At 64.3% G+C, this 18,419-nt stretch carries 19 protein-coding genes; 7 read left to right on the top strand and 12 right to left on the bottom strand.

Features of this window, described 5'->3' with window-relative positions:
- Window positions 1-587: 587 nt before the first annotated feature.
- The gene (locus JQ611_RS10295; RefSeq protein ID WP_212439617.1) at window positions 588-1,820 is read right to left on the bottom strand and encodes an acyl-CoA dehydrogenase family protein; all 1,233 of its coding nucleotides are present in this window, start codon (window positions 1,818-1,820) and stop codon (window positions 588-590) included.
- 120 nt (window positions 1,821-1,940) lie between these two features.
- On the opposite strand from JQ611_RS10295, the gene JQ611_RS10290 reads away from it, so the two are divergent.
- Window positions 1,941-2,846: an alpha/beta fold hydrolase gene (locus JQ611_RS10290; RefSeq protein WP_212465364.1), complete on the top strand. Its 906-nt coding sequence runs from the start codon at window positions 1,941-1,943 to the stop codon at window positions 2,844-2,846.
- Between the two features lie 109 nt (window positions 2,847-2,955).
- On the opposite strand, the gene JQ611_RS10285 is transcribed toward JQ611_RS10290, so the two are convergent.
- Complete coding sequence (locus JQ611_RS10285; RefSeq protein ID WP_212269354.1) at window positions 2,956-3,414, bottom strand: nucleoside deaminase; 459 nt, start codon at window positions 3,412-3,414, stop codon at window positions 2,956-2,958.
- A 153-nt stretch (window positions 3,415-3,567) separates the two neighbouring features.
- Here JQ611_RS10285 and JQ611_RS10280 point away from each other — a divergent pair, with 153 nt between their 5' ends.
- The gene (locus JQ611_RS10280; RefSeq protein WP_212390363.1) at window positions 3,568-5,739 is read left to right on the top strand and encodes a pseudouridine synthase; all 2,172 of its coding nucleotides are present in this window, start codon (window positions 3,568-3,570) and stop codon (window positions 5,737-5,739) included.
- A 7-nt stretch (window positions 5,740-5,746) separates the two neighbouring features.
- Window positions 5,747-6,310 carry a 16S rRNA (guanine(966)-N(2))-methyltransferase RsmD gene (gene rsmD, locus JQ611_RS10275; protein ID WP_212465363.1) on the top strand — a complete coding sequence of 188 codons (564 nt, stop codon included), beginning with the start codon at window positions 5,747-5,749 and terminating at the stop codon, window positions 6,308-6,310.
- Window positions 6,311-6,432: 122 nt separating this feature from the next.
- On the opposite strand, the gene mutL is transcribed toward rsmD, so the two are convergent.
- Entirely contained in the window at window positions 6,433-8,244 is a 1,812-nt protein-coding gene (gene mutL, locus JQ611_RS10270; protein ID WP_212465362.1) for a DNA mismatch repair endonuclease MutL, read from the bottom strand.
- Window positions 8,245-8,487: 243 nt separating this feature from the next.
- Between mutL and JQ611_RS10265 the strand changes: the two genes are divergently transcribed.
- Window positions 8,488-8,820: a ribbon-helix-helix domain-containing protein gene (locus tag JQ611_RS10265; protein ID WP_212465361.1), complete on the top strand. Its 333-nt coding sequence runs from the start codon at window positions 8,488-8,490 to the stop codon at window positions 8,818-8,820.
- A 62-nt stretch (window positions 8,821-8,882) separates the two neighbouring features.
- Here JQ611_RS10265 and JQ611_RS10260 read toward each other — a convergent pair whose 3' ends face one another.
- Genes JQ611_RS10260 through JQ611_RS10250 form a run of 3 tightly spaced genes read right to left on the bottom strand, consistent with a single transcriptional unit; the run spans window position 8,883 to window position 11,472 of the window.
- Window positions 8,883-10,451, bottom strand: a complete 1,569-nt coding sequence (locus JQ611_RS10260; RefSeq protein ID WP_212465360.1) for a GMC family oxidoreductase — start codon at window positions 10,449-10,451, stop codon at window positions 8,883-8,885.
- A 44-nt stretch (window positions 10,452-10,495) separates the two neighbouring features.
- Window positions 10,496-11,044 (bottom strand): gluconate 2-dehydrogenase subunit 3 family protein, encoded by a 549-nt coding sequence (locus JQ611_RS10255; RefSeq protein ID WP_212465359.1) that lies wholly within the window; start codon window positions 11,042-11,044, stop codon window positions 10,496-10,498.
- Between the two features lie 32 nt (window positions 11,045-11,076).
- Complete coding sequence (locus JQ611_RS10250) at window positions 11,077-11,472, bottom strand: VOC family protein (RefSeq protein WP_212269348.1); 396 nt, start codon at window positions 11,470-11,472, stop codon at window positions 11,077-11,079.
- A gap of 249 nt (window positions 11,473-11,721) precedes the next feature.
- Here JQ611_RS10250 and JQ611_RS10245 point away from each other — a divergent pair, with 249 nt between their 5' ends.
- The 3 genes from JQ611_RS10245 (at window position 11,722) to JQ611_RS10235 (ending at window position 12,967) form a co-directional block, all read left to right on the top strand.
- Window positions 11,722-11,928, top strand: coding sequence for a DUF2892 domain-containing protein (locus tag JQ611_RS10245; RefSeq protein ID WP_212269347.1), 207 nt, complete (start codon window positions 11,722-11,724; stop codon window positions 11,926-11,928).
- Entirely contained in the window at window positions 11,925-12,458 is a 534-nt protein-coding gene (locus tag JQ611_RS10240) for an RNA polymerase sigma factor (RefSeq protein ID WP_212390368.1), read from the top strand. The genes JQ611_RS10245 and JQ611_RS10240 overlap by 4 nt, the downstream gene beginning before the upstream one ends.
- A 212-nt stretch (window positions 12,459-12,670) precedes the next feature.
- The gene (locus JQ611_RS10235) at window positions 12,671-12,967 is read left to right on the top strand and encodes a hypothetical protein (protein ID WP_212269345.1); all 297 of its coding nucleotides are present in this window, start codon (window positions 12,671-12,673) and stop codon (window positions 12,965-12,967) included.
- A gap of 128 nt (window positions 12,968-13,095) precedes the next feature.
- Here JQ611_RS10235 and arfB read toward each other — a convergent pair whose 3' ends face one another.
- From arfB to lspA, 6 genes are all read right to left on the bottom strand, one after another.
- On the bottom strand, window positions 13,096-13,515 hold the full coding sequence (gene arfB, locus JQ611_RS10230; protein ID WP_212269358.1) for an alternative ribosome rescue aminoacyl-tRNA hydrolase ArfB: 420 nt from the start codon (window positions 13,513-13,515) through the stop codon (window positions 13,096-13,098).
- Between the two features lie 146 nt (window positions 13,516-13,661).
- Window positions 13,662-13,898 carry a hypothetical protein gene (locus JQ611_RS10225; protein WP_212465358.1) on the bottom strand — a complete coding sequence of 79 codons (237 nt, stop codon included), beginning with the start codon at window positions 13,896-13,898 and terminating at the stop codon, window positions 13,662-13,664.
- A gap of 152 nt (window positions 13,899-14,050) precedes the next feature.
- Complete coding sequence (locus JQ611_RS10220; RefSeq protein WP_312011936.1) at window positions 14,051-15,424, bottom strand: pitrilysin family protein; 1,374 nt, start codon at window positions 15,422-15,424, stop codon at window positions 14,051-14,053.
- Window positions 15,421-16,812, bottom strand: a complete 1,392-nt coding sequence (locus JQ611_RS10215) for a M16 family metallopeptidase (protein ID WP_409363323.1) — start codon at window positions 16,810-16,812, stop codon at window positions 15,421-15,423. Before JQ611_RS10215 ends, JQ611_RS10220 begins: the two co-directional genes overlap by 4 nt.
- A gap of 152 nt (window positions 16,813-16,964) precedes the next feature.
- Window positions 16,965-17,675: a hypothetical protein gene (locus JQ611_RS10210; protein ID WP_212465443.1), complete on the bottom strand. Its 711-nt coding sequence runs from the start codon at window positions 17,673-17,675 to the stop codon at window positions 16,965-16,967.
- 122 nt (window positions 17,676-17,797) lie between these two features.
- Window positions 17,798-18,295 carry a signal peptidase II gene (gene lspA / locus JQ611_RS10205; protein ID WP_212269341.1) on the bottom strand — a complete coding sequence of 166 codons (498 nt, stop codon included), beginning with the start codon at window positions 18,293-18,295 and terminating at the stop codon, window positions 17,798-17,800.
- Window positions 18,296-18,419: the final 124 nt, after the last annotated feature.

Genomic DNA, 18,419 nt, shown 5'->3' with positions numbered 1-18,419 from the left:
ATCGTCGCGTCCCGCCCGACAAGAGGGGCGTGCGCACGTCACGAACGCGCGGCGGGATGCGGTGGACGTTTGTTGCGCCTGACGACGGCGTATACAGGCGTACGGCAAAACCGTGTGGTCCTGGCGCCCGTTGCCGGCGTCAAGCTGTCGAAGAAGCGCGAGCGGAAACGGCAGCGACGGAGTCAACCCAGAACTCGTCTCCGGGGAGAGCGCGGCATAAGCCGTAAAGCCATTGCGCAGGGGAGGCCGGGTGTTCACCGCTGCCCTGTATGCTCGTGTGCACTTTGTTTTGTGCAAACCGCACACGGGACCGCGGGTGCAGCGCGCACCCGGTCTTCCCTGCGCCCTCTGTATTTAGGGCGGGAAGTTTCTGGCAAAGCTCGGGCGCAATGCGTCGCGAGAATGCGAAACTGCGTTTCGGATGATGGTGCCAACAACAAACACCCCCGTCGTCCCGGCGAACGCCGGGACCCATACGCCGCGGCGGTTGTTGTTTCGCACGATAGTCGACGGCTTTTTTCAACAACAGACGACCGGGGTTATGGGTCCCGGCCTTCGCCGGGACGACACCTGTAACTATGCGACGCCTACAGCAAATCCCCGCCCACAGCACTCGCCGTCGTGCCATGCTCGCGGAACGCCTTGATGACGTTCTTGCCGATCTTCCACCGGTGCACCTCGTCCGGACCGTCGACCAGCCGCTGCGAGCGCACCTGCGTGTACCATTTGGCGAGCGGCGTATCCTGGCTGAAACCGAGCGCGCCGTGGAGCTGGATCGCGGTGTCGATCACCTTGTGCACCATGTGCGCATGGTAGACCTTGGCGATCGAGTTCTCCTGCCTGATATCAAGGCCCTTCTCCGCCTTGTAGGCGATGTGCAGCAGCATCAGGCGGCCGATATAGAGCTGCTCGGCGCAGTCGGCGAGCATGAACTGCACGGCTTGCCGGTCGGCGAGCAACTGGCCGAAGGTCGAGCGTTTGGTGATGTGGCCGACCGCCATGTCGAGCGCGCGCTGCGCCTTGGCGACGTTGTGCATGCCGTGGCGAAGGCGGCCATAGGCCAGCCGGTGCTGGCCCATATTGAAACCGTTGCCTTCGCCGCCGAGCAGATTGTCGGCCGGCACTTTCAAATCCCTGATCTCGATCTCGGAGTGGCCACCGTGGATCGCGTCGGCATGCGGCCCCTCGATCGCCATGTTGGCGACGTTGCGCTTGATCTTGTAGCCGGGGTTCGGCAGTTCGACGATGAAAGTCGAGTGCTGCTTGTGGCGCGGCGCGTTCGGATCGGTTCTGGCGACCACCAGCGCCATGTCGGCGACGCTGGCCGAGGACGAAAACCATTTCTCGCCGTTGAGGATGTAATTCTCGTTGCCGTCCTTCACGGCCGTGGTCTGCATGCCTGTCGCGTCGGCGCCGGCGGCCTTCTCGGTCATCGAGAAGCAGATGCGCTTGTCGCCGTTCAGCAGGGGTTTAAGGAACTTCTCCTTCTGATATTCCGTGCCGTGGGCCAATATCGTCATCATCGAGGCGTCGTCGGGGCCCTGCGTGTTCATCGACAGCGCCCCGAGCATGCTTTCGCCGAGCTCCATCTGCACCAGCGCGTTGGCCAGCGGACCGAGGCCCATGCCGCCATATTCCTTCGGCACCCACGGGCACCACAGGCCGCGTGCGCGGGCCTTGGCCCGCAGCGGCCCGAGCACTTCAGCCAGCGGCTTGGTATCGAGTTCCTTTTCCGCGGGGATGCACTCTTCCTGCACCCATTTGCGGACCTTCTCGCGGATCGCCTTGGCTTCGGCCGGAATCTCGAAATCGATCGACATGGCACTTCCTCGCTTTTTGGTTCTTGTTGGGCAGACTTGATGAATGGCATAAACCCGGGACGTGCCAGCGGCAACGCCAAACAATGTTTAAAGCAGCGCGGGCACAAGGGAGCGCTCACCATGCCCGATCTTGCCGATCTGTTTCCCGGCTACGCCTCCGAATGGATCAATACGTCAGCGGGCCGCATTTTCGCCCGCGTCGGCGGCAAGGGACCGCCGCTGTTGCTGCTGCACGGATTTTCGTCGACGCATGTGATGTGGCATCCGGTGGCATCACAGCTGGCGGATAACTTCACGCTGATCATCGCCGACCTGCCGGGCTATGGCTGGTCGGACATGCCGCGCAGCGACAAACACCACACGCCCTACACCAAGCGCGCGATGGCGAAGGTGATGGTCGAGGCGATGGAGCAGCTCGGCCATGTGCATTTCGCGCTCGCCGGCCACGACCGTGGCGGACGTGTGTCGTACCGCCTCGCGCTCGATCATCCCGGTCGGCTGTCGAAACTCGCCGTGCTCGATATCGCGCCGACCTATGATTACTGGGAGAAGCTGAACCGGCTCTCCGCGCTGAAGATCTACCATTGGGCGTTTCTGGCGCAGCCGCATCCGCTGCCGGAAACGCTGATCGACGGCCATGGCGAGTTTTTCCTCCGGCAGAAGATGGCGAGCCAGACCAAGAGCCAGACGCTTGACGCCATCGACCCCCGCGCGCTGGAGCATTACCTGGCGCCGTTCCGCGATCCCGCCCGCGTGCATGCGATGTGCGAGGACTACCGCGCCGGCGCTTATGCCGACTATGAGATCGACAAGGCCGATTTCGACGCCGGCAAGAAGATCACGATTCCGATGCTGGCGCTGTGGGGCGACGCCGGCGTCGCCAGCGCCGCGACCACCCCGCTCGACACCTGGAAGAAGTGGGCGACCAATGTGCGGGGCGCGCCGGTCGACAGCGGGCATTTTTTGCCGGAGGAGAATCCGGATGTGACGGCGAGGTTGTTGAGGGAGTTTTTCACCGCTGCGTAACTCATTTTCCGTCATTGCGAGGAGCGAAGCGACGAAGCAATCCATCTGTCCGCTATGCTGCGCGATGGATTGCTTCGCTTCGCTCGCAATGACGGGCAAGCGGGGTCGGCTACCTTCTCACCCGGAAAAAATCCTTCAGCAGCGTCGCCGCCTCGGTCTCGCCGACCGACGAATACACCTCCGGCACGTGATGGCAGGTCGGCTGCGCAAAGAACCGCACCCCGGAATCGACCGCGCCGCCCTTCGGGTCGGCGGCGCCGTAATACAGCCGCCGGATGCGCGCAAACGAGATCGCGCCGGCGCACATCGTGCAGGGCTCGAGCGTGACATAGAGGTCGCAATCGACCAGCCGCTCGGTCCCGATGGCCTCCGCGGCCTGCCGGATCGCCAAAACCTCGGCATGGGCGGTCGGATCGCGGTCGGTCAGGGTCCGGTTGCCGGCGGTGGCGATGACCTCATAACCCCGGACAATGACGCATCCGATCGGAACTTCGCCCGCCTTGGCGGCATTTTTGGCCGTTTTGAGCGCCAAATCCATGAAAGAAGGGGCAGTCATCCCTCGTATCATCGGAAGAAACCTGCTACTAGAAGCGCCTTCAGCAAACGTGGATACCGGTTTTGCGTGAGATTGCGCCTTGAGCCAAGTGCGCGCGCGTTACCGCTATGACAGCCGATCCACATCCGCCTGATCGCCATTTCAGCTACGAACGAGAGACTATTCATGCCCCGCGACAACGACAAAGACAACGATTCCCGCGGCCGGCGTGATCGCCCCGGCAGCGGGCGCCCCTCAGGCGGCAAGGGCCGTTCGGGCGCAGCGAGGGGGCCGGAGAAGAAATTCGCCAAGCGCGGTTTTGCCGGCAAGGGTGACGGTGACAAGCGCGACGGCGAGCGGCGTCCCTATGCCGGCAAGCCAGACGGCGCGCGATCGTTCGACAAGAAGCCTTATGCCGGCGGGGCTAAGCCCTACGCCGGCAAGCGCGACGGCGATCGTCCGCCGCGCCGCGATTTCGACGCGCCGCGCCCGCCGCGTGGCGACCGGCCGTTCCGCGATCGCAGCGAGGGCGGCGATCGTCCGCAGCGTTTCAACCGGGATGACCGTCCCCGTGGCGACCGGCCGTTTTCCAGCCGTCCGTCCCGTGGTGACGACGGCGAAAAGCGTTCGTTCAAGCCGCGCGAAGATCGCGGTGGTGAGAAGCGCCCCTACACGCCGCGCGGCGATCGCCCGAACTTCAATCGCGACGACCGTCCGCCGCGCCGGGACCGCGACAGCGGCCCTCGGGACCGCAAGAGCGGCCCTGGGGATCGCGACGATGCTCGTCCGGCCGCGCGCTTTGGCGAGAAGAAATTCGGAGAGAAGCGTCCCTATACGCCGCGCGAAGGCGCCGGCGAGAAGCGGCCGTATACGCCGCGTGGCGAAGGTTTCCGCAAGGACGGCGACCGTCCCCGCGGCGATCGTCCAGAGCGCAAATTTGGCGGCGACAAGAAATTCTCCTCGCGTGGCGCGCCCGACCGCGGCCCGCGCAAGAGCTTCGGCGCCGACCGTAGCGATTCAAAGCCGTGGCAGAAGCGCGAGGATCGTGGCGAGCGCGATGCGCGTCCCGCCCGTGACGGCGCGCGCAGTTTCGACAAGCCGCGCTTTGACCGTTCCCGCGACGACCGCGGCGGTGACGAGCGTCCGCGCTTCTCGCGTTCGCGCGAGGATCGTCCCGCCGGTGATCGTCCGAAGTTCGACCGGCCGCGTCAACGGCCCGAAGGCCGCACCGACTGGCAGGAGCATCCGCGCAGCGAGCCGGGTGACGAACGTCCGCGCCGCGAGAACGAGGACGACAGCAGGATCTTTGCAAAACGTCCGGCGTTCGGCGGCCGTGGCGCTTATCGCGAGCGCAAGACCGAATTCGAAAAGCGCGGGCCGCAGCCGCCGAAGGTCAAGAAGTCAGGTGAGCGCATCGCCAAGGTGGTGTCGCGCGCCGGTCTGGCCTCGCGCCGCGACGCCGAGGAATGGATCACGCAAGGCCGCGTCAGCGTCAACGGCCGCGTCATCAATTCGCCGGCGCTTGATGTCACCGTCAATGATGTAATCACCGTCGATGGCAAGCCGTTGCCGCCGCGCGAGCGCACGCGCCTCTTCATGTTTCACAAGCCGCGCGGCCTGATGACGACGCATGCCGATCCCGAGGGGCGGCCGACGGTATTCGACAATCTGCCCGAAGGCCTGCCGCGGCTGATCTCGATCGGGCGGCTCGATTTCAATACCGAGGGCCTGCTGCTGCTGACCAATGATGGTGGGCTGGCACGCGCGCTCGAACTGCCCGACACCGGCTGGCTGCGGCGTTACCGCGTCCGCGCCCATGGCGAAGTCACGCAGGCGCAGCTCGATGAACTCAAGAAGGGCGTCGAAGTCGACGGCGTCAAATACGGCTCGATCGATGCGACGCTGGAGCGCGACCAGGGCGCCAATGTCTGGCTGGTGTTTGCGATCCGCGAAGGCAAGAACCGCGAAGTGCGGAACGTGATGGCGCATCTCGGCCTCGAGGTGAACCGGCTGATCCGCGTCTCCTACGGCCCGTTCCAGCTCGGCGAACTCGCCGAAGGCCAGGTCGAGGAAGTCAAGACCCGCGTGCTGCGCGAGCAGCTCGGCGAGAAGATTGCTGAGTTGGCAGGCGCTGACTTCAACCGGCCGATGCCGGGTGACAAGGAGCCAACGCCTCCCAAGCCCGTGACCCAGCGAGGCGTGATCGCCGACCGCAAGGGTCGCCGCGTGCTGGTGCAGCGCACCGGCAGCGAGGAAGCCCGCGCGCGCAACGAGGAAGAGGCCAATGGCTACGGCCCGCCGCGCCGTCCGCAGCGCGGCTATCACGGCAAGCGCGATCTGAAGCCGCGGGACGAGTAGTTGGGCTATGCGTGTCGTCGGCGGACGGTTGAAGGGTCGTAATCTGGCCTCGCCCTCATCGCGCGAGATCCGCCCCACCGCGGATCGCTTGCGGGAGTCGGTGTTCAACATCCTCGTCCATGCCTATGACGATCCGATCGAAGGCGCGCGCGTGCTCGACCTGTTCGCGGGCACCGGCGCGCTCGGCATCGAGGCGACCTCGCGCGGCGCGGCGTTTACGCTGTTCGTCGACAATGGCGCGGAAGCGCGGGCGCTGCTGCGCAACAATGTCGAGGCGCTCGGTCTTGGCGGCGTGACAAAAGTCTATCGCCGCGACGCCACCAATCTCGGCCCTGTTCATCCGATGGAGCCGTTCTCGCTGGTGTTCCTCGATCCACCTTACGACAAGGGACTCGCGGAAAATGCGCTGGCCTCGCTGCGCGAGGGCGGCTGGCTGACGCCGGGCGCGCTGCTGGTGGTGGAAGAGGCGAAGGCCGCGGCGTTCGCGGCACCTGCGGGATTCGAGGAGCTGGAGCGGCGGGCCTATGACGACACGGAGTTCGTGTTCCTGAAGGCCGTGGCCCAATCATGACTGTCATGCCCCGCGAAGGCGGGGCATCCAGTACGCCGGGAAGCTAGTGGTCTATTTCGAACGCTGCGGAGTACTGGGTCGGCGGGTCGAGCCGGGCGATGACAGTTGAGTGCGACGCGACGTCACCTCCGCCCGAACAGCTTCTCGATATCCGATAGCTTCAATTCCACATAGGTCGGGCGACCGTGATTGCACTGGCCGGAGTTCGGCGTGTCTTCCATCTCGCGCAGCAGCGCGTTCATCTCTTCCGGCTTGAGGCGGCGGCCGGCGCGGACCGAGCCGTGACAGGCCATGGTGGCGGCGACATGCATCAGCCGACGCTCCAAAGGTAACGCCTCGTCCCATTCCGCCATATGCTCGGCGAGATCACGCAACAGGCCCGCGGCATTCGCCTTGCCGAGCAGCGACGGCGTCTCGCGCACCGCAACCGCGCCAGGGCCAAAGGAATCGATCGCCAGCCCGAACGTTGCCAGTTCCAGAGAACGATCGAGCAGCTTCTCGACCGTGGCCTCGTCGAGTTCGACGATCTCGGGGATCAGCAATATCTGCCGCTGCACGCCGTTCTTCGCCAGCGAGGCCTTCAGCTTCTCATAGACGATGCGCTCATGGGCGGCGTGCTGGTCGACTACGATCAAACCATCGCGGGTCTGCGACACGATATAGGTCTCGTGGATCTGCGTTCGTGCCGCGCCGAGCGGGCGATCCAGCATGTCGGCGGCGGGCTGCGCCCCGAAGCGCACATCGGCCGTCGGCGTGCCGACATCGAACGCGGCCTGTCCCGGCTCAGCGAAGGCCGGCGCCGCCGAACCTCCGAAGGAGGGCATCGGTCCTGTCGGATAGGAGGGCGAGCTGCGCCAGTCCCAATTGCCCGGGCGCGGCGCGAATGACGGGCGGAACGAGGCGAGCGCAGCACCGTCGGTATTCGCAGCCGTGCGGCGGCCTTCGCGCGCGAGGCCGTCCTTCAATGCGTGCACGATCAGCGCGCGGACCAGGCCGGCGTTGCGGAACCGGACCTCGGTCTTGGCGGGATGCACGTTGGCATCGACTTCCTGCGGCTCCAGCGTCACGAACAGCGCCACGACCGGATGGCGGTCGCGCGGCAGATAATCGGAATAGGCCGCGCGCACGGCGCCGAGGATCAGCTTGTCGCGCACCGGGCGGCCGTTGACGAACAGATATTGCCCGAGCGCATTGGCGCGCGTCAGCGAGGGGGCGGCGGCAAAGCCTTCGACCACCACGCCGTCGCGTTCGCTGCGCACTTCGATCGCGCTGGAACGGAAATCCGCGCCGAGGATATCGCCCAGTCGCGTCAGCCGACCCGGAGCACCGGGCAGTGCTGCGGCCCAGGTCACCGGCGCGCGCTCTTCGCCGGCCAGCGTAAAGGCGATGTCGGGCCGCGCCATTGCCAGCCTTCGCACCACTTCGCGGATCGCTTCGGCCTCGGTGCGGTCGGTCTTGAGGAATTTCAGCCGCGCCGGTGTCGCAAAAAAGAGATCGCTGACCTCGACGCGGGTGCCCTGGCTCAGCGCCGCCGGCATGATCGGCGACTTCGCGCCGCCTTCGACCGACAGCGACCAGGCATGCGGCTCGCCTGCGTGCCGCGTCGTGATGCCGAGCCTCGCCACCGCGCCGATCGAGGGCAGCGCCTCGCCGCGGAATCCCAGCGTACGAATCCGCAACAGATCCTCGTCGTCGAGCTTGGAGGTGGCGTGGCGATCGACCGCCAGCGCCAGGTCGGCATGGGTCATGCCGCTGCCGTCGTCGGTGATGCCGATCCGGCGCCGGCCGCCGCCATCGGTGAAGATGTCGACCCGGCTGGCGCCGGCGTCGATGGCGTTCTCGACCAGTTCCTTGACTACGCTTGCAGGCCGTTCCACCACCTCGCCGGCGGCGATGCGGTTGACGACCTGTTCTGGGAGCTGGCGGACGGGCATGGGCTTCGTTCAGGGACCGATTCTGGGCTTGCAGCATTCTAGGCCGCCGTGACGGCAATTGCATTGGGCGGCGACCGAATCGGTTCCCGCTGGGGATGATCCTGACTATCACATTGAAGATGCTGATGTTCGGCGCCGCAACGCGGAGCTCGCGAGAGATGTCGCTGTCCACGACGTGGGATTGTGAGGTCGCCTGCGCAGGTATATCGTTTAGAAAAGTTATAAACTGACGGGAGGACTGCCATGTGCCAGCTGTTCGCGCACCAGCCGCAACGCGACTACGAATCGCAGACCCGATCGCTGCGGATCGGCGGCCATTGCACCTCGATCCGGCTGGAAATGTCGTTCTGGGACACGCTGGAGGAGATCGCGGCGAAGGAGGGGATGAGCCTCGCAAAATTTCTTACCAAGCTGCACAACGAAGTCCTCGATCACCATGGTGAGGTCAATAATTTAGCGTCGCTGCTGCGGTGTTCGTGCCTGATCTATCGCTCGAGGAGTGCGTTGGCGGTGAGCGCCGCGGCGATCGCAGAATTTCGCGGCAATGCGACCGTCATTCTCGACGCGGCCGAATAGAGTTTACCACTTCAAGAGACAGCGGCTCCGTCCGGGACAGAGCCGCTGCATGGGTGAGGCAGTTAGATCTCCTTACGTTGCATCGCGCCTGCAATGTGATCCGCCTGCCGGATCGCCAATGAGACGATCGTCAGGGTCGGATTGCAGGCAGCGCCACTGGTGAACTGGCTGCCGTCCGACACGAACAGGTTCTTGACGTCGTGGGTCTGGCCGAACTTGTTGACCACGCCATCCCTCGGCTTCTCGCTCATCCGGTTGGTGCCCATGTTGTGGGTGCTGGGATAGGGCGGCGTGGGATAAGTCACGGTGGCGCCGACGGCCTCGTAGACGGCGGCGCCCTGCTTGTAGGCGTGATCGCGCATCGCGATATCGTTGGGATGATCGTCGAAATGGACGCTCGCCACCGCCATGCCGAACTTGTCCTTGGCCTTGGGATCCAGCGTGATGCGGTTGGTTTCCTGCGGCATGTCCTCGCCGACCAGCCACATGCCGGCCATGCGCGGATAGGCTTCCATCGCGCTTGAGAATGGCCGCCCCCACGCGCCTGGATTAAGGAATGCCGCCATGAAGGGCACGCCGATCGACAGCGTCTCCATCTCGTATCCGCCGACAAACCCACGCTTTGGGTCGTTGATGGCTTCATCCCGGATAATGCCGGCCATCGTGGTGCCGCGATACATATGCACCGACTTTTCGAACGCCGCGTAGACGCTGCCGGTCATGTGCCGCATGTAGTTTCGGCCGACCTGCCCGGACGAGTTGGCAAGACCATCGGGGAACTTGCTCGATGCGCTGTTGAGCAGGAGGCGCGGGCTCTCGATCGAGTTGCCGGCGACGGCCACCACGCGTGCCTTCTGGCGTTGCATCGCGCCTGACGCGTCGGCATAGACGACGCCGGTCACCTTGCCCGACGCATCGTGCTCGATCTTGATCGCCATGCTGTTGGGACGCACCTCGAGATTCCCGGTCTCTTCGCCCTTCGGAATCTCCGTGTAGAGCGTCGACCACTTCGCACCGGACTTGCAGCCCTGGAAGCAGAACCCGATCTGCTGGCAGGCGGCGCGCCCGTCGCGGGGCTCGCTGTTGATGGCCATGTTGCCGGTGTGTACGGTCTTGTAGCCCAGCTTCCTGGCGCCGGCCTCGAGCACCCTGAAATTATTGTTGCCGGGCAGGCCGGGAATGCCGTTGGTGCGCGTCACGCCCAACTTGTTTTCGGCCTTGGCGTACCATGGCTCCATTTCGGCGAGTGTGATCGGCCAGTCCAGCAGGTTCGCGCCGGGCAGACCGCCATAGGTGGTCTTCACCTTGAATTCGTGCTCGTCGAAACGCAGCGACGCCCCGGCCCAATGTGTCGTCGACCCGCCGACGGCCTTGACGATCCAGGCCGGCAGATTGGCGAAATCCTTGGCGACCCGCCAGCTACCCGACGTGGTGCGCATGTCGGTCCATGCGAGTTGGGTAAAGCTTTCCCATTCGTCGTTGACGAAATCGTGGTTCTCGATACGGGAGCCGGCTTCGAGGATCACGACCTTGACGCCCTTCTGTGCAAGTTCATTGCCCAGGGTCCCGCCGCCGGCGCCGGAGCCCACGATCACCACCACGCCGCTGTCATTCAGATCGAATTTTGCCATTTGGAATTTCTCCTCACCGTTGATTGCTGGGTTCGTTGCCGGGGCTAAACCTTCGGCAGCCAGTCGATGTCGGCGAAGCCACGTTTGATGTAGCCGCCATGCTCGGCGGAGGAACCTTCGTAACCGAACTTCGGCCACAGCTCTTTTTGGTTGTAGAGCGAGACGACGAGGTCGCCACGGATCTTCTGGAAGAACGCGGTCTGCTCGATCCGCTGCAGCAACACCACGCGGTCCGCTTCCCAGGGCACCTGGGCATAGGGAACCTTGTGACGATCATTGGCGTCCTGATCGAGCCTAGTGACGCCGTCACTGATCAGCGACTTCACCGCCGGGTCCTTCGCCGCCTTGCCGTCCCATGGCTTGATCGCGGTGATGTAATAGCTGTCGCCGAGAAAATCGTGCGGATAGATATCGCGCGCCATCTTGACCAGTGTCTTGAGTGTCGCAGGGGTCAACGACGTGGCGTCGTCGGCCCAGGCTTCTCCAATGCCGAGACCTGCGCTGGTCGCAATCGCAACGGCCGGTACTGCGGTTGCCGCGCCTTGGAGAAAGATGCGGCGATTGTATTTGCTTCGACGATCGACTTCTCTCATGGGTTCCTCCATTGAATATTTATTGATTGCGACTAACCGAAGCGGCCACCCCGCTGGATCACTTCGATCTTGTAACCGTCGGGGTCGGCGACGAAGAAAAAGCGCGCCAGCGTCCGGCCGTCATGCTTGAAGTCGCGCAGCGGTCCGGGCGACAGTTTTCCCTGTTCGAACCGGGCATGTTCGGCATCGACGTCGTCGACGACAATGGCGAGATGGCCGTAGCCATCGCCGAGGGAGTAGGGCTCCTTGCGATCGTAATTGACGGTCAGTTCGACCTCGAAGGGCGAGGAGGGATGGCGCAGATAGATCAGCGCAAAATCCGGAAACTTAAGATGATCGGCGACTTCGAGCCCGAAGGCGCGCGCGTAAAAGTCCAGCGACTTGGCCTCGTCGAGCACGCGGATCATCGAATGAACGGGTTTTGCCATTCAGTTCAGCTCCTTTGGGCAGGCGATGATGGCCATTCGCGTGCACAGAATTTAGGTCGCTGTCCGGAAGCGGTGGTAGTAGCGGGCTGTTTCACGGCAGAACAAAAGCGGCCATGCTGCGGGTCGGGTTCCAGCAACGGGCGAGATCGGGGTGCTAAAAAAACTTGCCAGTCCGCGAACCGAAAGCCCGGCGGGGCGGCTCTATGACACGAGAACGGACGGTTCTCTCGTGAAATCAAAGGAGCTAGAATGTTCTATCGCAAGAATCTGCCGGGCTGGGAGCGGGCGATGCGGGGTATCGGGGGCATCATGATGATCGCCTATGGGCTGATGGCGATGCCGGGCACGATGGCTGGCTATGCGATCGCCGCTGCCGGAGCGGTCGCGATCGCGACCGGATTCTTCGGATTCTGCCCGATGTGCGCCATGGTCGGCCGCCGGCTGCCCTCGCCATGAATGCGCTTGTCCGAGCAAGCCGCTGCGATCCCGGGCTGATCGAGGCGGCGCGGGGCGGGGACGCCGATGCGCTGGTGTCGCTGATATCAGCGGCGCAGCCCGATATCCGTCGCTATGCGGCGCGCAATTGCCGCGCGGCCGACATTGATGATGCGGTTCAGGAAACGCTGCTGCTGCTCTACCGGCGCGTCGGAACGCTGCGGGCGGTGACGTCGTTCTCGGCGTGGCTGTTCGCGGTCGCGCGGCGCGCCTGTCTGCGGCTCTTGCGCCGGTCGATCGGAATGACCGACGCGCCGGCGGAAGACACCGAAGCGCGTCTGGCGCATTGGCGTCCTGAAGACCTTCGCATCGATCTTTCGCGCGCCATCCAGTCGCTGCCCGAGCATTATCGCGAAGTGATCCTGCTGCGCGACATCGAGGAATTGTCGATTGACGAGATCGCCGGCGTGCTCGGCCTGACCCGCGAAAGCGTCAAGGCCCGCATTCACCGCGCGCGGATCATGATCCGGGAATATTTGATTCGCGACTGACACAACAACAGTTCCACATGCCGCATATTGGGTCGATCCGTGGCCAAGTTTTCGCGAAATTGCCCCGAAATCCCTAAACGAAGACCACACGGCGCGGATTGTCTGGCGTGTGCGCCGTTCGCGACAAATTGCTCTGTGCGATGGGCAGGTCCGGACGGATGGCGCATGGAACAACCGAACCGCTCATCGCGAATCAAACCCAGGAGAACTGAATGAAGTTAGTGAAAACCTCGGCGATCGCGCTTGCCATCTCGGCCATGGTGGCCGGTCCCGTGCTGGCGCAGGGTGCCTCGTCCGATAGCAAGATCCGCGGCGGCGTGCAGGGCAAGAGCCAGATGCAGGGCGGGACGTCGGCCACCGACGACGAGGAACTCAATGCACAGCCGAGCGCGGCCGGACAGAAGGCCGCGAAGACCGGTGCGAAGGGCACGGTCGGCGCCGGCAGTGGCGCGGCCAAGGGCACTGGCGGTGCAGCCGGCGATACCGCGACCGGCGGCAAGCGCTACTAGTACCGCGCGCGCTTCAGCAGGTTCCAGTTACAACTCGGAAACTCCGGTCGCGCGTCGGCCGGAGTTTTTTCTGACTCAATCAGAGCCGAAGCTCTGGCGCAGCAGACCAATGCTCGCCGCCAACTCCGTCAGTCGTCGAAGCGCACCGCGCCGCGCTTCGACTTGACGTCGCTGCGGCTCTTCTTGCCTTCCAGCCGCCGTTGTTTGGAGCCGAAAGTCGGCTTGGTCGCGCGCCGCGGCACCGGCCTCACCATGGCTTCGCGCAACAGTTCGAGCAGGCGGTCGATGGCGTCGGCGCGGTTGCGCTCCTGGGTACGGAAGCGCTGGGCGTGGATCACGATCACGCCTTCCTTGGTCATGCGCTGGCCGGCGAGCCGGTTGAGCCGCAGAGCGGCGTCTTCCGGCAGCGTGATCTTGCGCGTGTCGAAACGCAATTGCGCGGCGGTCGAGAGCTTGTTGACGTTCTGCCCGCCCGGACCCGAAGCGCGGACGAAGTCGATCTCGATGTCGTTTTCGTCGATCGTGAGGTCGCGGGAAATCCGCAGCATGGCGTCACCGGGAAGGAAGAAGGAATCGGTGGGCACAAGATAGCGGTTTTGCGCGCGGTGCTGAAGGAAGATGCGTTCGCTGCCTTGGGTGCCGCCTCGGCTAACCGGGGCAGCGTCAATTTTTCATCGCCAACGGCGGAAGTGCCTTATCTTTTGGTCCCGCCCGGTTGGCCGGTGATGGATTGGGTGCCGCCACCCTTCGCGCCTCCGCCCCCGCCCATGCGGTCGCTGGTGTTCGACTTGCTGCTCTTGACAGTGGTTGCCCGCGCGACCGGCTCTTGCGATGTCGTCGGCCCCTTCTTTTCCACCGCGAAGCCGGCCGTGGTTGTGACGAGCATGAGCAAGCTGCCGCATAGCAGCAGTCCGATCAAACGAATTGTCATGATGTTCGCTCCCTGGAATCGGTCGCCGCATAGGCACCGATGCCGCAGCGACCCTATACCTGCGGAGCCTGTCCACCTACCTCCAAACAGACGCCTACCGGCTGTTTCGACCCAACCGCGTCCGGGACAGGAATCTCTGTGCGAGGCAGGGTCTAGTTCGCTTTCGGCGGCGGCGCAGCAACGGCCGGCTGGGCGGCGGCTTGCGGGGCGCGGCCGACGATCACGGTGAGCAGGCCCTTGCCCCACAGCAGCTGTGCGGCCTTTTTGGCGTCGTCGAGCGTCACGGCGTCGACGAGGGCGTTGCGCCGTTCGATGTAATCGATCGGAAGCTTGTCGAGCTGGTATTGCAGCAGCGCCGCGGCGAGCTTCGAGGAGGTGTCGAGCGCCAGCATCTGCGAGCCCTTCAGATAGGACTTGGCCTCGTCCAGTTCCTTCTGGGTCGGGCCGTCCTCGGCGATACGGCGGATCTCCTTTTCAATGGCGTCGACGGTTTCACCGGCGCGGTCGGCGCGGGTGCCGGTATTGCCTACGAACAAGGCGGAGCGGTCCATCCAGAGCAGGGATTCAGAAATCGAATAAGCCAGCCCGCGTTTTTCGCGGACTTCCTTGTAAAGCCGCGACGATGATCCGCCACCGAGGATGTGGTTCACGACATAGCCGGCCATGAAATCCGGGTCATGGCGGCGGATGCCGGGGCCGCCGAACATGACCACGGTCTGCGGCACGTCGAGCGGAACGAAGGCGCGCTGCGGCGGCTGGGCGGCCTGGATTTCGGCGACCCGCGTCAGGCTGGCTTTGGCCGGCAAGCCGCCGAACGTCTGGTCCAGGAGCTTGCCGAGCGTGTCGGCGTCGACATCGCCGACAACGGATATCCGCAATGTGTCCTTGGCGATGATGCGGCCGGCATAGGCCTTCATGTCCGACACGTCGATATTGGGCACGCTGTCCAGCGTGCCATTGGACGGACGGCCATAGGGATGATCGCCGAACGCGACTTCCAGGAACTTGCGGCTCGCCAGCGAGGAGGGGTTGGTGGTCTCGCGCCGCAGACTGGAGATCACCTGCGCGCGGATGCGCTCGACGTCGGCGGCGTCGAAACGCGCCGAGGTCAATGCCAGCTGCAGCAGGTTGAAGGCTTCGTCCTTGTTATCCTTGAGCATGCGCAGCGAGCCGCGGAAATAATCCCGCGTCGATGAGAAGCTGAGCTCGATGGCGCGCCGGTCAAGCCGCTCGTGAAAGGTCTTGGAGTCGAGATCGGCAGCACCTTCGTCGAGCAGACCGGCGACCAGGTTGCCGGTGCCGGGCTTGTCGGCCGGGTCCTGGCTCGAGCCGCCGCGGAAGGCATATTCCATCGCGATCAGGGGCACGGTGGCGTCCTGCACGAACCAGGCTTCAATGCCGCCGGGTGACACCAGGCGTTGGATTTTCGCGGCGGCGTGCGATGGTGCCGGGGTCAGCAACAGCAGTGTCGCGAGGGCGGCAATGGTTGATGTGAAGCGCCGAGCGCCAATCGAAAAATGGATCACGAGCGCTTCTCCTCGCGTTTCGGCGTGGGGTCTTTGATCAGGTAACCCGTCACCGAACGCTTCTTGTCGAGCCATTTATGGGCGGCGTCACGGACCTGTTCGGCGGTGACGGCGCGGATGCGATCAGGCCAGCTGCGGATGTCCTCGATGCTCAGGCCCGTGGTGAGCGCGCCGCCATACCAGCGCGCCAGCGTCGCCTGATTGTCCTGCGCGTAGATCGCCTCCGCGATCAGCTGGGTCTTGACCCGTTCGATATCCTCGGCGCGGGCGGGATTTTGGATGACGTCCGTTATCACGTCGTCGATCGCCTGCTCGACTGCCGAGAACTCCACGCCGGGTTTCGGCGAGACCGAGATCGAGAATTGCGACGGATCGAGCGAGGTGCCCTGATAGCCGGCACCGGCGTTGATCGCGAGCGGGCGGTCGATCACCAGCGCGCGGTAGAGATAGGAGTTGGAGCCGCCGCCCATCAGTTGCGCAAGCACGTCGAGCGCCGGGCTTTCGCCGGCGGCCGCGGTCGTCGAGGAGGGAACGAGGTAATAGCGCCGCAGGCCGGGCTGTTCGACGCGCGGATCGGACAGCGTCACGGTGCGCGGTGCGGCGGGTGCCGGCTCCTGCGGACGAATGCGCTGCGCGGGAATCGCCGGCTGTGCAGGCACCGCGCCATAGGCGTGCTCCACCATCGGGCGGACCTCCTTGGCGTCGACATCGCCGGCAATCACCAGGGTGGCGTTGTTCGGCGCGTAGAAGCGCTTGTAGAACGCCAACGCGTCCTCGCGGTCGAGCTTCTCGATCTCCTGTCGCCAGCCGATCACGGGGCGGCCATAGGGATGGTTGAGATACAGCGCGGCCATCATCTGTTCGTTCAGCCGCGCGTCCGGGTTGTTGGCGACCCGCATGTTGTATTCCTCGAGCACGACGTCGCGCTCGGGCAGAACATTTTCGTCCTTCAGAATGAGGCCGGTCATGCGGTCGGCCTCGAATTCCATCATCCGGCCGAGCTGGTCGCGCGGCACGCGCTGGAAATAGCCGGTATAGTCGACCGAGGTGAAGGCGTTTTCGTTGCCGCCGATCCGGCGCACGGTTTCAGAGAATTCACCGGCGGGATGCTTGGCGGTGCCCTTGAACATCAAATGCTCGAGGAAATGCGCCAGTCCCGATTTGCCCGGCGTCTCGTCGGCGGAGCCGACCTTGTACCAGATCATCTGCGTCACTACGGGGGTGCGGTGATCGGGGATCACCACCACCTGCAGGCCGTTGCCAAGCGTGAAGCTGGCGGGACGCTCCGACGTCACCGTGGTCTGGGCCGGCGCGCCGCCGGGGGAAAAAGCGATTGTCGAAATCAAAACGGCAGCGAGCGAAACGGCAAAGCGATGTGGGGACATCATGACCTATCTGGAAGCCCGAACCTAAGCGTTCGGGACAAAGCCGCGGCATCGTATACCGCGCGTATCACGCCTGATGTCACGATGCAGAGAGCAAACGCCTGGCCGTACCAACAGCGGTCCTCACAGGTGAGGGGGCGGAGCCGAAATTGGCGTCAGCGTTCCTTGCCCGTCATGACGTCGTACGTCTTGTTCAGCGATTCCTTGGGCCCGGTTCCGTAGGCAAAGTTCGGCGAGGGCGTCTGGTATCCGGACGGAGGCTCGACCAGCGACTGCCGCGGCGGTTCGCCCTTGAACTCCGCCGTCTCGGACTTGTTGCCTTTGAACATGCCAAACAAGCCGCCTTCATAGCCGAGCTGCGATGGGCTCAGCAGTGGGTTGTTTTGGTTGGTGCCCGGCTGAACCGGATCGTTGTTGGTGCGGACGGGCGCGCTGGTCCTGCCGACATTGAGTTCGGATGGCGTCAGGGCACGGGCCGACAGGGCAGGATCCTTGTTGTCTTTCTTGCGGGCCGCGATTGCAGCCTTGCGGCGCGCCTCGTCCGGATCCTTTGGCCAGTTCGGCGCGTTCGTTGCGGCCGAGGAGCCGGCCGGCTGCGGCAGATCGAGTTTCGGGGGCACCACCAGCGGGGAACGCTCGCGGTATTCGATGCCCCTGTTTTCCATGTTCGTGCCGCCGAGGCCGCTCATGATGTTGCCGATGATCTTTTCCTCGAAGGTCCTGTCGTCTTCGTCATCGTCATCGGCCGCGCGCACGGGACCGGCGGCCATCACGAGGCCGACGCCCAGGGCAATGGCGGCGAACCGCATCGCCCGCGTCAGCGAGGTTGTCTGCACCATCCAGAAGCTGGCTTCGGTCTCGCGCATTGCGCTCGTTCCCATTCAAATTTCCGCAAAACTTGCCGGGCTGGCCTTGAGACACAATCCCGAGTTTGCAAGGCAATATTACCGCCAAGGAGCCGCCAACGTACGGCTCGTATCGACCGGGATCAGGGCGCTTTTGCGGCGGGTACCCCCAGGAAGGAATCATACAATAGGGCTGCTACCCCGGCAACAATGGCCACATCCGCAAGGTTAAACACGTACCAATTGAAGGTATTTCCCCCGATCTGGACGTGGAAAAGGGCAAAATCGACCACCGCGCCATAGGCGATCCGGTCAATGGCGTTACCAACAGCCCCGCCGATGATCAGGCCGAGCGCCACGGTGGCCAGCCAATTGCGCGAGTGCGCCATCCAGACCGCCAGAACGACCACGGCCACCGCCTTGATCGCGGTCAGGATGGCCTGGGCCAGGAAGCCGTCGTTCTGGAACCAGCCGAAGCTGATCCCGACATTCCAGGCCAGCACCAGATCGAAAAATGGCGTCACCTTCACCGCACCCCGCCGGCCGATATCGAACACGAACAGCAGCCAGAGTTTCGAGGCCTGGTCGAGCACCAGGGCTGCGACGGCGGCGATGATCCCGGGGCGGAGGTGAGGGCTCATGGTGACGTGCCCGACACAAACTCTGCCGTCGTCCCGGCGAAGGCCGGGACCCCTAGCGTGAGCGCGATAGCGCTCATCGCGTCGCCGTGTCGGATCATGTTGGAAAGACTCTGGGTCATCTTCC

The sequence above is a fragment of the Bradyrhizobium sp. AUGA SZCCT0182 genome, assembly GCF_018130185.1.
Classification (GTDB): domain Bacteria; phylum Pseudomonadota; class Alphaproteobacteria; order Rhizobiales; family Xanthobacteraceae; genus Bradyrhizobium.
The sequence above is the reverse complement of the archived record's forward strand: the minus strand, read 5'-3'. Positions and strand labels throughout refer to the sequence as shown.

Bases quoted from the DNA above. Each gene is read 5' to 3' on its own strand.
- JQ611_RS10240 (WP_212390368.1), top strand. From the start codon at position 11,925: ATGAATGCGCTTGTCCGAGCAAGCCGCTGCGATCCCGGGCTGATCGAG.
- JQ611_RS10245 (WP_212269347.1), top strand. From the start codon at position 11,722: ATGTTCTATCGCAAGAATCTGCCGGGCTGGGAGCGGGCGATGCGGGGT.
- JQ611_RS10250 (WP_212269348.1), bottom strand. From the start codon at position 11,472: ATGGCAAAACCCGTTCATTCGATGATCCGCGTGCTCGACGAGGCCAAG.
- JQ611_RS10280 (WP_212390363.1), top strand. From the start codon at position 3,568: ATGCCCCGCGACAACGACAAAGACAACGATTCCCGCGGCCGGCGTGAT.
- arfB (WP_212269358.1), bottom strand. From the start codon at position 13,515: ATGCTGCGGATTTCCCGCGACCTCACGATCGACGAAAACGACATCGAG.
- mutL (WP_212465362.1), bottom strand. From the start codon at position 8,244: ATGCCCGTCCGCCAGCTCCCAGAACAGGTCGTCAACCGCATCGCCGCC.
- JQ611_RS10265 (WP_212465361.1), top strand. From the start codon at position 8,488: ATGTGCCAGCTGTTCGCGCACCAGCCGCAACGCGACTACGAATCGCAG.
- JQ611_RS10215 (WP_409363323.1), bottom strand. From the start codon at position 16,812: ATGATGTCCCCACATCGCTTTGCCGTTTCGCTCGCTGCCGTTTTGATT.
- JQ611_RS10235 (WP_212269345.1), top strand. From the start codon at position 12,671: ATGAAGTTAGTGAAAACCTCGGCGATCGCGCTTGCCATCTCGGCCATG.
- JQ611_RS10290 (WP_212465364.1), top strand. From the start codon at position 1,941: ATGCCCGATCTTGCCGATCTGTTTCCCGGCTACGCCTCCGAATGGATC.
- JQ611_RS10295 (WP_212439617.1), bottom strand. From the start codon at position 1,820: ATGTCGATCGATTTCGAGATTCCGGCCGAAGCCAAGGCGATCCGCGAG.
- JQ611_RS10225 (WP_212465358.1), bottom strand. From the start codon at position 13,898: ATGACAATTCGTTTGATCGGACTGCTGCTATGCGGCAGCTTGCTCATG.
- JQ611_RS10210 (WP_212465443.1), bottom strand. From the start codon at position 17,675: ATGCGCGAGACCGAAGCCAGCTTCTGGATGGTGCAGACAACCTCGCTG.
- lspA (WP_212269341.1), bottom strand. From the start codon at position 18,295: ATGAGCCCTCACCTCCGCCCCGGGATCATCGCCGCCGTCGCAGCCCTG.
- JQ611_RS10255 (WP_212465359.1), bottom strand. From the start codon at position 11,044: ATGAGAGAAGTCGATCGTCGAAGCAAATACAATCGCCGCATCTTTCTC.
- JQ611_RS10285 (WP_212269354.1), bottom strand. From the start codon at position 3,414: ATGATACGAGGGATGACTGCCCCTTCTTTCATGGATTTGGCGCTCAAA.
- JQ611_RS10260 (WP_212465360.1), bottom strand. From the start codon at position 10,451: ATGGCAAAATTCGATCTGAATGACAGCGGCGTGGTGGTGATCGTGGGC.
- rsmD (WP_212465363.1), top strand. From the start codon at position 5,747: ATGCGTGTCGTCGGCGGACGGTTGAAGGGTCGTAATCTGGCCTCGCCC.